This is a genomic window from Pseudomonas brassicacearum, assembly GCF_918698105.1.
Lineage (GTDB): Bacteria > Pseudomonadota > Gammaproteobacteria > Pseudomonadales > Pseudomonadaceae > Aquipseudomonas > Aquipseudomonas brassicacearum_F.
This window is the reverse complement of record NZ_CAKKMI010000123.1, coordinates 1-12147: the sequence shown is the minus strand read 5'-3', so window position 1 is coordinate 12147 and position 12147 is coordinate 1. Positions and strand designations below refer to the sequence as shown.

Annotated in this window: 7 protein-coding genes and 1 pseudogene; 6 read left to right on the top strand and 2 right to left on the bottom strand. The window is 61.9% G+C overall.

Features of this window, described 5'->3' with window-relative positions:
- Positions 1–176: 176 nt before the first annotated feature.
- Positions 177–1979 carry an acyl-CoA dehydrogenase gene (locus LQ215_RS28230; protein ID WP_230153549.1) on the top strand — a complete coding sequence of 601 codons (1803 nt, stop codon included), beginning with the start codon at positions 177–179 and terminating at the stop codon, positions 1977–1979.
- Positions 1980–2195: 216 nt separating this feature from the next.
- Here LQ215_RS28230 and LQ215_RS28225 read toward each other — a convergent pair whose 3' ends face one another.
- Both LQ215_RS28225 and LQ215_RS28220 read right to left on the bottom strand, forming a co-directional pair.
- A complete protein-coding gene (locus tag LQ215_RS28225; protein ID WP_230153548.1) occupies positions 2196–2498 on the bottom strand; it encodes a cell division protein ZapA in 303 nt (100 codons plus the stop codon).
- Entirely contained in the window at positions 2495–2725 is a 231-nt protein-coding gene (locus LQ215_RS28220) for a hypothetical protein (protein ID WP_230153547.1), read from the bottom strand. Before LQ215_RS28220 ends, LQ215_RS28225 begins: the two co-directional genes overlap by 4 nt.
- A gap of 54 nt (positions 2726–2779) precedes the next feature.
- On the opposite strand from LQ215_RS28220, the pseudogene LQ215_RS29870 reads away from it, so the two are divergent.
- From LQ215_RS29870 to selO, 5 genes and pseudogenes are all read left to right on the top strand, one after another.
- Positions 2780–3706, top strand: a pseudogene (locus tag LQ215_RS29870) (MCP four helix bundle domain-containing protein); the annotation flags it as partial.
- A gap of 30 nt (positions 3707–3736) precedes the next feature.
- Entirely contained in the window at positions 3737–4609 is an 873-nt protein-coding gene (locus LQ215_RS29865) for a methyl-accepting chemotaxis protein (RefSeq protein WP_436839602.1), read from the top strand.
- A gap of 341 nt (positions 4610–4950) precedes the next feature.
- On the top strand, positions 4951–6693 hold the full coding sequence (locus LQ215_RS28210) for a potassium/proton antiporter (RefSeq protein ID WP_230153545.1): 1743 nt from the start codon (positions 4951–4953) through the stop codon (positions 6691–6693).
- A gap of 34 nt (positions 6694–6727) precedes the next feature.
- Positions 6728–10090: a mechanosensitive channel MscK gene (gene mscK / locus LQ215_RS28205; protein WP_230153544.1), complete on the top strand. Its 3363-nt coding sequence runs from the start codon at positions 6728–6730 to the stop codon at positions 10088–10090.
- Between the two features lie 36 nt (positions 10091–10126).
- Complete coding sequence (gene selO, locus LQ215_RS28200) at positions 10127–11590, top strand: protein adenylyltransferase SelO (RefSeq protein ID WP_230153543.1); 1464 nt, start codon at positions 10127–10129, stop codon at positions 11588–11590.
- Positions 11591–12147: the final 557 nt, after the last annotated feature.

The following is a 12147-nucleotide window of genomic DNA, read 5'->3' as shown; positions in this document are numbered from 1 at the left end:
CGATAGCGGTGGTTCAGTCAGGAATGTTGTCGACTGAGATACCGCTATCGCGAGCAAGCTCGCTCCCACATTGGGATTAGTGTCGCCCGCACCTCTGCATCACTGTCATCAATCATCCTGTTCAGCCTTTATCAGCACGCCTAGACTCGGCCCATTCCAAAAAAAGGTAGGCCGCCATGTCCGAGACGTTGCTCAGTTCCCGCAATCTGGCTTTCGAGCTGTATGAAGTCCTCGATGCCGAGGGCCTGACCCAGCGCGAGCGGTTTGCCGAACACAATCGCGAAACCTTCGACGCCGCCATCGGTACGGCCCGCAGCATCGCCGAGAAATTTTTCGCCCCGCACAACCGCAAGAACGATGAAAACGAACCGCGCTACGAGAACGGCGAGGCAATTCTGATTCCCGAGGTAAAACCGGCGGTGGATGCCTTCCTCGAGGCGGGCTTTCTCAATGCTGCACGCAGCTTCGAGGCAGGCGGCATGCAACTGCCGACGTTGCTGTCCCAGGCCTGCTTCGCGCACTTCCAGTCGGCCAACGCCGCTTCGACCTCTTATCCGTTCCTGACCATGGGCGCGGCGAACCTGATCGAGAGCTTCGGCAGCGAGGAGCAGAAGCAACGCTTCCTGCAACCGATGATCGACGGTCGTTTCTTCGGCACCATGGCCCTGACCGAGCCCCATGCAGGTTCTTCGCTGTCGGATATTCGTACACGCGCGGAGCCTGCATCCGACGGCACCTATCGACTCAAGGGCAACAAGATCTTCATTTCCGGCGGCGATCATCCGTTGTCGGAAAACATCGTGCACATGGTCCTGGCGAAACTGCCGGACGCGCCCCCAGGCGTGAAGGGCATTTCGCTGTTTATCGTGCCCAAGTTCCTGGTCAACGATGACGGCAGCCTCGGCCCGCGTAACGACGTGCTGCTGGCCGGGCTGTTCCACAAGATGGGCTGGCGTGGCACCACTTCTACCGCGCTGAACTTCGGTGACAACGGCGAATGTGTCGGTTACCTCGTAGGCAAACCGCACCACGGCTTGGGCTACATGTTCCAGATGATGAACGAGGCGCGGATCGGCGTCGGCATGGGCGCGGTGATGCTGGGTTACGCCGGCTACCTGTATTCCCTGGAATACGCCCGCGAGCGCCCCCAGGGCCGGGTGCCCGACAGCAAGGACCCGACCACCGCCCCCGTGGCGATCATCCAGCATGCCGACGTGCGCCGCATGCTGCTGACCCAGAAGGCCTACGTCGAAGGTTCGTTTGACCTGGGCCTGTACGCCGCGCGCTTGTTCGACGACACCACCACCCTGGCAAGCGAAGCCGAGCGCCGGCGCGCCCATGAGCTGCTGGACCTGCTGACGCCGATCGTCAAGTCCTGGCCCTCGGAGTTCTGCCTGAAGGCCAACGAACTGGCGATCCAGATTCTGGGGGGCCACGGCTACACCCGCGAATACCCGGTGGAGCAGTATTACCGCGACAACCGCCTGAACCCGATCCATGAAGGCACCCACGGCATCCAGTCCCTGGATCTGCTGGGTCGCAAACTGGCGCAGAACGGCGGTGCCGGGCTCAAGCAATTGGTCCGCCTGGTAGCCGACACCACTGAACGCGCCCAGGCGCATGCATCACTGACGCCGTTGCGCCAGCCGTTGGAAGCGCTGGTGGCACGCCTGCAAACCGTCACCCTCGGCCTGCTGACGGACCTGGGCCAAGGCAAGGTCAACAGCAGCCTCGCCAATTCGGCGCTGTACCTGAAGGTGTTCGGGCACATGGTGATCGGCTGGCGCTGGCTGGAACAGGCGATTCGCGCCGAGGAAGGCCTGGCCAAGGGGGATGCGGCGGACAGCGACTTCTATAAAGGCAAACTGCAAGCGGCACGCTACTTCCTGACCTGGGAAGTGCCGGGTTGCCAGCATGAGCTGGCGATTCTTGAGGCGCGGGATGATACGTGCCTGGGAATGCGGGATGAGTGGTTCTGATCTGGGCCTGGGGCGAGGCTGAAATCCAATCGCGAGCAGGCTCGCTCCCACAGGGGGTTTCAAGTGGACACGACATCTGCGTTCACCACCGATCCATTGTGGGAGCGAGCTTGCTCGCGATAGCGGTATGTCAGTTGCAATTGATCTGCCTGATCCACCGCCATCGCGAGCAAGCTCGCTCCCACACAAGCTCCACAGTCAACATTCGCTAACGGTTCAGGCCTGCTGAATGGTCTTGGCAATCACCTCGACCGTGGCGCTGACTTGCTCTTGGTAACGGTCGAGTTCCGCTTGATGTTGCTTCTGCATTTCCATCTGCTGCGAACACAGGTTCATGGCCGCCAATACCAACAGGCGATCACCGATCAGCGTCGGGTATTTGCGTTTCGTGTCGGCCAGTGCGGCCTTGAGCATGGTAGCGGCGTCCAACAGGGCCTGCTCCTGCCCGGCCGGCGCTTTGATTGAATAGTCCTCTCCCAAAATCGAGATGACTGTCACCCCATCGGTGCCGTGCTTCATGCGCTGACAGGCCCGGCGCTGGCGCGCTCGATCAGGGCCTGGATGCGGGCGGCGGTGGTGCCGTGCAGTTCTTCCTGTTCCATCAGGCTCAGCTGCAGGCTTTCGTTTTCATCCTTGGCCTTGGCAAGTTCCGCGCCCAGGGTCTCGTTCAGGTCGGTGAGGTGACGGTTCTGTTGCACCAGGTCGTTGACCAGTTGCTCCAGCTGGCTGAGGGATGTTTCCAACATATTGATTTCCAGGCGTTTTCAAGGGGCGCGTACGATAAAGAAAAGTCACTGCCAATGCCACGCTTTACGGGGCGGCAGGGCTTTGCGGCGAGTTTTAAAGACTGCGAATGGGGAATCTGGTTCCGACCCTTCGTCGCACCGCCGCCTTTGCCCTGTGACAAAAGCACGCATGCCACTCAAGACTTTAGTCGTATGACCGATAAGTCAGGGAACAGCAGTCACAGCCCCGCACGGACGCGTCTACTTCCGGTACTTTCCATGTCCCTACGTAATATGAACATTGCGCCGCGAGCGTTCCTGGGGTTTGCCCTGATCGGCGCCCTGATGCTGGCGCTGGGGGTGTTTGCCCTGACCCAGATGAGCACCATTCGTGCATCTGGCGAAAGCATCGCCCGCAACACGGTGCCCAGCATCAAGGCCCTGGATGAGTTCACCCAACTCACCCTGCGTTTGCGGGTGCTCTCCTATCGCTTGCTGACCAACCGCGAACCGGACATCCAGCAGAAAACCTTCGATCTGTTCGAGCAGCGCAACCAGCAGATCCGCGCCGCCCAGGCGGCCTATGAAAAGCTGATCAGCGCCCCGGAAGAACGCGCCGCCTACGATCAATACGTGCAACTGCTGGGGCAATACCGCCAGCTTGAAGAGCGGATGAAAACCCTGTCGCGCAACAATCAGGTCGAAGATCTGCGGGCGCTGCTCAACACCGAACTGTTGAGCAACTCCGAAGCGGTGAACGCGGTACTCGGTCGCCTGCTGGAGATCAATAACCAACAAGCCGACGCGTTGAACCTGGGCGCAGAGCGACAGTATTCAAAAGCTTTCACTTTGGTCATCACGCTGCTGGTCATCGCCACCGCCCTGACCCTGCTGTTCGCCTGGCTGCTGACCAACAGCATCACCAAGCCGATTGCCAACGCCCTGGACGCCGCCGAGGAAATCGCCAAGGGCAACCTGACCCGCCCGATTGTTGTCGATGGCAGCGACGAAGCCGGCCGCCTGCTGCGGGCGATGTCGACCATGCAGGAAAAACTGCGCGACACCTTGCAGCGGATCTCCGGCTCGGCCACGCAACTGGCCTCCGCCGCCGAAGAACTCAACAGTGTCACCGACGAAAGCGCCCGTGGCCTGACCCAGCAGAACAACGAAATCGAACAGGCTGCCACCGCGGTCAACGAGATGACCAGCGCCGTGGAAGAAGTCGCGCGCAATGCGGTCAGCACCTCCGAAGCGTCGAAACACGCCACCACGTCTGCCGGCGATGGCCGCGACCTGGTGCAGGAAACCGTCAGTGCCATCGAACGCATGAGCGCCGATGTGCAAGGCACCGCCGCCTTGATCGGCAACCTGGCCAATGAGTCCCGGGACATCGGCAAAGTGCTGGACGTGATCCGCGGCCTGGCCGACCAGACCAACCTGCTGGCGCTCAACGCCGCCATCGAAGCCGCCCGTGCTGGCGAGGCCGGTCGCGGTTTTGCCGTGGTCGCCGACGAAGTCCGCGCCCTGGCCCACCGCACCCAGCAGTCGACCAGCGAGATCGAGCGCATGATCGGCAGTATCCAGAGCGGTACCGAACACGCCGTGGATTCGATGCGCAACAGCACCGAACGTGCGGAGTCGACGTTGAACATCGCCCGCGGTGCCGGCATGTCCCTGGACACGATCAACACCGCCATCGTCGAGATCAACGAGCGCAACCTGGTGATCGCCAGCGCCGCCGAAGAACAGGCCCAGGTGGCCCGTGAAGTGGACCGCAACCTGGTGAACATCCGCGACCTGTCGGTGCAATCGGCCACCGGCGCCAACCAGACCAGTGCCGCGAGTGCCGAACTGTCGCGCCTGGCCGTGGACCTGAACAGCATGGTTGGGCGGTTCAGCCTTTAACCGCAAACCTATTGATCGCTCACAATCCGTGAGGCATCAATGCTGTTGTGGCGAGGGAGCTTGCTCCCCCTGGGCTCTGTAGGAGCTGGCGAAGCCTGCGATCTTTTGATCTTGATCTTTCGCTCTGGACTCATTGGATGTGGAAAGATCGCAGCCTCGTTGCACTCGACAGCTCCTACAGAGCCGAGCGGGAGCAAGCTCCCTCGCCACAAGGGCTGCGCACAGAACCCCAATCCCCCAACCTTTTTTGACAGCATCACATTTCAACAGGTTAGAATCGCTGGCACGCAGACTGCATGGTCAATCTGCGCCCGCCCCTCAGTTTTCCCGGAGTAACGCCTTTGACTGCGACGACCATCAACAGCCTGTTCTTGATCGGCGCGTTGCTGGTAGGTGCGAGCATCCTGGTGAGTTCTCTTTCGTCGCGCCTGGGCATCCCGATCCTGGTGATCATCCTGGCCGTAGGCATGGCGGCCGGTGTCGATGGCGCCGGTATTCTTTTCGATAACTACGCCACGGCCTATCTGGTCGGCAACCTCGCATTGGCGGTCATCCTGCTCGACGGTGGCTTGCGCACAAGGGTGTCGAGCTTTCGCGTCGCACTGTGGCCGGCGTTGTCGCTGGCCACGGTCGGGGTGTTGATCACGACCGGGCTGACCGGCCTGGCGGCGGCGTGGCTGTTCAACCTGAACCTGATCCAGGGCCTGCTGATCGGCGCCATCGTCGGTTCCACCGATGCCGCGGCGGTGTTCTCGCTGCTGGGTGGCAAGGGCCTGAACGAGCGGGTCAGCGCCACCCTCGAAATCGAGTCCGGCAGCAACGACCCCATGGCAGTGTTCCTGACCGTTACCCTGATCGGCATGCTCGCCAGTGGCGAAACCGGCCTGCATTGGAGCCTGCTGGGGCACCTGGTGCGCGAGTTCGGTATCGGCGCGGTGATCGGCCTGGGCGGCGGCTGGCTGATGCTGCAACTGGTCAATCGCATCAACCTGGCCAACGGCCTCTATCCGATCCTGGTCATCAGCGGCGGCCTGGCGGTATTCGCCTTGACCAACGCGCTGCACGGCAGCGGCTTCCTCGCGGTGTACCTGTGCGGCCTGGTGATCGGCAACCGCCCGGTGCGCAGCCGCCACGGCATCCTGCATATGCTCGATGGCATGGCCTGGCTGGCACAGATCGGTATGTTCCTGGTGCTGGGGTTGCTGGTCACGCCCCACGACCTGCTGCCCATCGCCCTGCCCGCCCTGGGCCTGGCATTGTGGATGATTCTGTTTGCACGTCCGTTGTCGGTCGTGGTCGGCCTGCTGCCATTCAAGGCGTTCCACGGTCGCGAAAAAGCCTTTATCTCCTGGGTCGGCCTGCGCGGCGCGGTGCCGATCATCCTCGCGGTGTTCCCGTTGATGGCCGGCCTGCCCCACGCCCAGCTGTATTTCAACCTGGCGTTCTTTATCGTGCTGGTCTCGCTGCTGGTACAAGGCACCAGCCTGCCATGGGTCGCCAAGTTGCTGCACGTGACCGTCCCGCCCGAGCCGCTGCCGATTTCCCGGGCGGCGCTGGAAGTCCACGTCACCAGTGAGTGGGAGTTGTTCATCTATCGCCTGGGCGCGGAAAAATGGTGCATCGGCTCGCCCCTGCGGGACCTGAAAATGCCGGATGGCACACGCATCGCCGCCCTGTTTCGTGGCCAGCAACTGCTCCATCCGTCGGGTAGTACCGTGCTGGAAGTCGATGATTTACTGTGTGTTATCGGCCATGAACACGACTTGCCGGCCCTGGGAAAACTGTTCAGCCAAGCGCCGCAACGGGGCCTGGATCTGCGCTTCTTCGGCGACTTCGTACTCGAAGGAGACGCCCAGCTGGCCGCGGTTGCGGCGCTGTACGGGTTGAAATTGGACGGCATCGATCCCGACATGTCCCTGGGCCGCTTCATTGCCCAGAAAGTCGGCGGCGCGCCGGTGGTCGGCGACCAGGTGGATTGGAACAACACCCTGTGGACCGTCGCGGTCATGGACGGGAACAAGATCGGCAAAGTGGGCGTCAGATTCCCCGAAGGAAGTCGCCCGGGTCCCGGCTTGTTCCTCTAAACTGCTCCCACTCTCACTTGCTCGACCGGTCTTTATGCCTACCCTGCGCTCCTTTTTCGCCATCGCCCTGCTGGGCCTGAGTCTTTCTGTCTGCACCCTGCAAGCCGCTGACCTTCCCGCCAGCGCTTCGGTGCAGGCAAGCCTGGACAAGATCGCCGACCGCAAACTGCCGGAAGCCGAGCAGAAAGCCCTGCAGGCTGTCTTGCAGAACACGCTGACCCAACTCAACAACAAGGCCGAGTACGAACAGAAGCTGCAGGCGCTCAAACAGCAACTGGCCACTGCGCCCAAGCAGAACATCGAGAACCAGCGCGAACTGGCGCGGCTCAAGGGCACCACGGTGGTGCCGGTGGCGCAACGCTATGCCAACCTGCCGATTCCCCAGCTCGAGCAAATGCTCTCGGATCGCTCCACCCAGCAGGGTGACCTGCAAAAAGCCCTGGCCGACGCCAACAGCCTGGTCATCACCGCCCAGACCCGACCCGAGCGGGCCCAGGCGGAAATTTCCACCAGCCAGAGCCGCATCCAGCAGATCAACGCCACCCTCAAGGCCGGCAGGGACGCCGGCAAGACCTTGAGCGGCGAACAGCGCGACCAGCTCAACGCCGAGCTGGCGGCGCTCAATGCGCTGATTGCGCTGCGCCGCCAGGAGCTGGCCGGCAACAGCCAACTGCAGGACCTGGGCAACGGCCAGCACGACCTGCTGATGGAAAAGATCGCGCGCATGGAGCAGGAAATCCAGGAGCTGCAAAACCTGATCAACCAGAAGCGCCTGGCCCAGTCCCAGGAGACGGTGACCCAGCAATCCATCGAGGCCCAGAAGGCCGGCGGCAGCAGCTTGCTGGCGACCGAAAGCGCGGCCAACCTGAAGCTCTCCGACTACCTGCTCAAGAGCACCGACCGTCTCAACGAGGTCACCCAGCAGAACCTGCAGACCAAGCAACTGCTGGACAGCGTCACCCAGACCGACGCCGCCCTGGACGAGCAGATCAGCGTGCTCAAGGGCAGCCTGCTGCTCTCCAAGATCCTCTACAAGCAACGCCAGACCCTGCCGCGCTTGAAGCTGGACCAGAACCTGGCCGACCAGATCGCCGACATCCGCCTTTACCAATTCGAAGTCAGCCAACAGCGCGAGCTGTTGAACAATCCGAGCGCCTATGTCGACAGCCTGCTGGCCTCCCAGCCGTCGGAGCAAGCCACACCGCAACTGCGCAAGACCTTGCTGGAACTGGCTCTGACCCGTGTCGACCTGCTGGAACGCCTGAACCGCGAATTGAGCGCGGTGCTCAACGAATCCATCACCTTGCAGCTCAACCAGAAACAACTGCTCAGCACCGCCCAAAACCTGCGTGAGACCCTTGAAGAGCAGATGTTCTGGATTCCCAGCAACAAACCGCTGGATTTCGACTGGATGCGCGGCGTGCCGATGCGCCTGGAGAAACAGATCGACTCACTGCCCTGGGCTTCGAGCCTCAGTGAGCTGGCCGATGGCCTGACCCAACGGCCGCTGTTGTTCCTGCCCCTGGCGCTGCTGATCGGTGCGTTGCTGTGGCGGCGCAAGAGTCTCTATGCCCGACTGAACAAGGTTCACCAGGACGTTGGCCACTTCAAGCGCGACAGCCAGTGGCACACACCCCAGGCGATCCTGATCAATATCCTGCTGGCGATGCCGTTGGCATTGGCGCTGGCCCTGTGCGGCTACGCCTTGCAGATCGACGCCCGCGGCCAGAACGCCAACCTCGGCGCGGCGCTGCTGCAGATTGGCCAGGCCTGGCTGGTGTTCTACACGGCCTATCGCGTGCTTGCGCCGGGCGGCGTGGCCGAGTTGCATTTCCGCTGGGAGAAACCCCAGGTCGAATTCCTCCAGGGCTGGATCCGCCGCCTGGGGCTGGTGGTATTGGCGCTGGTGGCCGTGGTAGCGGTGGCTGAGTTGCAACCTTCAGCCCTGGCCGATGACGTGCTCGGCATGCCGGTGGTACTGACCTGCTACGCGTTGATGGCGTGGTTGCTCAGCCGCTTGTTGCTGAGCAGCCCGACCCACAAGAACACCTCGCTGTTCCGCAAGGCGGTCGGGGTGCTGTTCACCGCCCTGCCGATCGCGCTGTTCGTGGCGGTGTGCTTCGGCTACTACTACACCGCGCTGAAGCTCAGTGACCGCTTGATCAATACCCTGTACCTGTTGATGTTCTGGCTGGTGATCGAGGCCACCTTCGTCCGCGGCCTGTCGGTCGCTGCACGGCGCCTGGCCTACCAGCGCGCCCTGGCCAAGCGCCAGGCGGCCAAGGAGGCCGGCGACGGCGAAGCGGTGATCGAAGAGCCAACGCTGGACATCGAAAAGGTCAACGAACAATCCCTGCGCCTGATTCGCCTCGCGCTGCTGGGCGGCTTCATCGCCGCGCTGTATTGGGTCTGGTCGGACCTGATCAGCGTGTTCTCGTATCTGGACAACGTCACCCTCTACGAATACACCAGCGGCACCGGCGCCAATATGAGCATGGTGCCTATCAGTATTGGCGACATGCTCGGGGCGCTGATCATCATCGGCATCACCTTTGCCCTGGCACGCAACCTGCCGGGCCTGCTGGAAGTGTTCGTACTGTCGAAACTGAACCTGGCCCAGGGCAGCGCCTATGCCACCACCACGCTGCTGTCCTATGTGATCGCCGGCGTCGGTTTCGTCACCACCCTGTCCACCCTGGGCGTGAGCTGGGACAAACTGCAATGGCTGGTGGCCGCGCTGTCGGTGGGCCTGGGCTTCGGCATGCAGGAGATCTTCGCCAACTTCATCTCCGGCATCATGATCCTGTTCGAGCGTCCGGTGCGCATCGGCGACACCATCACCATCGGCAACCTGTCGGGCACGGTCAGCAAGATCCGCATTCGGGCGACCACCATCACCGACTTCGACCGCAAGGACATCATCGTCCCGAACAAGACCTTCATCACCGGGCAACTGATCAACTGGTCGCTGACCGATACCGTGACCCGGGTGACCCTGAAACTGGGCGTGGACTATGGTTCGGACTTGGACCGGGTGCGCGAATTGCTGCTCAAGGCCGCTCGCGAGAACCCACGTGTACTGAAGGAACCGGAACCGATCGTGTACTTCCTGAACTTCGGTGAAAGCACCCTGGACCATGAGCTGCGCATGCACGTACGCGACCTCGGCGACCGCAACCCGGTGCTGGACGAGATCAACCGCTTCATCAACCGTGAGTTCAAGAAGGAGCACATCAACATCTCCTTCCGGCAGATGGAAATCTATCTGAAGAACCTGCAAGGCCAGGAATACAAACTGGTACCCGCCGAGCCTGATAAAAAGACTCTCACGCCCGTGCCCTCGACCGTAGCCAACATCAAACCGGTGCCCGAGCCGCCGCAAGACACACTCGACTGATGCGCGATGCCTGAAGGCGACGCGCCGGAGACGGCCATGAAAACGCTGGAAACCTTGACCTTCGATAACCGCTTCGCCCGCCTGGGCGACGGTTTATCGACCCACGTACTGCCCGAGCCCATCGACAATCCGCGGCTGGTGGTCGCCAGCCCGGCGGCCATGGCGTTGCTGGACCTGGACCCGGCGCAAGCCCAGGCACCGCTGTTTGCCGAGATCTTTGGCGGCCACAAGCTGTGGGCCGAAACCGAGCCACGGGCGATGGTGTATTCAGGGCATCAGTTCGGTCACTACAACCCGCAATTGGGCGACGGCCGCGGGTTGCTGCTGGGCGAGGTGTACAACGAGGCCGGCGAGCACTGGGACCTGCACCTCAAGGGCGCCGGCCAGACGCCGTTCTCACGGATGGGCGACGGGCGCGCGGTGCTGCGCTCATCGATCCGCGAATTCCTCGCTTCCGAAGCCCTGCATGCCCTGGGCATCCCGACTACCCGCGCCTTGTGCGTGATCGGCTCCGACACCCCGGTGTGGCGCGAAAAGCAGGAGCGCGCCGCCATGGTGCTGCGCCTGGCGCCCAGCCATGTGCGCTTCGGGCATTTCGAATATTTCTACTACACCAAGAAACCCGAGCTGCATGCGGCCCTCGCCGAGCACGTGTTGAACCTGCATTTCGCCGAGTGCCGTGAACAACCGGAGCCGTACCTGGCAATGTTCCGCGAGATCGTCGAGCGCAACGCCGAGCTGATAGCCAAATGGCAGGCCTACGGTTTCTGCCACGGCGTGATGAACACCGACAATATGTCGATCCTGGGCATCACCTTCGACTTCGGGCCGTTCGCCTTCCTTGACGACTTCGATGCCAACTTCATCTGCAACCACTCCGATGACCAGGGCCGCTACTCGTTCAGCAACCAGGTGCCCATCGGCCAGTGGAACCTCAGCGCCCTGGCCCAGGCCTTGACGCCCTTCATCAGCGTCGAAGCCCTGCGTGAAACCCTTGGCTTGTACTTGCCGCTGTACCAGGCCCACTACCTGGACCTGATGCGCCGCCGCCTCGGCCTGACCAGCGCCGAGGAGGATGACCAGAAACTGCTGGAGCGCTTGCTGCAATTGATGCAGAACAGCGGCGTCGACTACAGCCTGTTCTTCCGCCGGTTGGGCGACCAATCCCCCGAACAAGCCGTCGCCAGCCTGCGCGATGACTTCGTCGACCTCAAGGGATTCGATGCCTGGGGTGAACTCTATGTGGCCCGCATCAACCGCGAAGGCCCCGTCGACCAAGACCAACGCCGCGCCCGCATGCACGCGGTGAACCCGCTGTATGTGCTGCGCAACTACTTGGCGCAGAAGGCCATCGACGCTGCCGAATCCGGGGACTACGAAGAAGTCCGCCGCCTGCACACGGTGCTGAGCAAGCCGTTCGAGGAACAACCGGGCATGGACAGCTACGCGCAACGCCCGCCGGAGTGGGGCAAGCATCTGGAGATCAGTTGCTCGTCGTAACTCTCCTCGCCGCGGGTTCAGGGTTGTCTGGGAGAAAGTCATCGCGAGCAAGCTCGCTCCCACAGGGGTTCGGTGTTGCCGCAAATATCGCGGTCACACAGCTACCCTTGTGGGAGCGAGCTTGCTCGCGATGGCGATCTTCAATTCACCACATGAAGCCAATCCACTCCCCGTGACGATCACCGCGTTTATTTCGATGTAGGACCATTCAGGAGCAGGCTACGCCGCCTTGCACCATTGCCTACAACTACGCCAGAATCCGCCGGCTTGTGCGCCTTGGGGTCGGGCTTTATCGTTTCCCCGTCGCTGATAAATCAGCGATCGGGTTTAGCGATCCGACTCAACACAGACGCAACAATGCCCAGTCTCGATTGCAGTCTTTTACGTCTGCAACTCGCTTAATGGTGGCTGTGCGTGGGAGACCTTCTGGTCTACCCGGGGTTTCTGTGACCCGGATCGCTAACCTGCGTACAGCCGCCACCTTTACTTGTTTAGCGATAGGTCGTGGTGGCTCAATCAATCACGGAGATTCACCATGTTCAAAGCAACCCCCAACC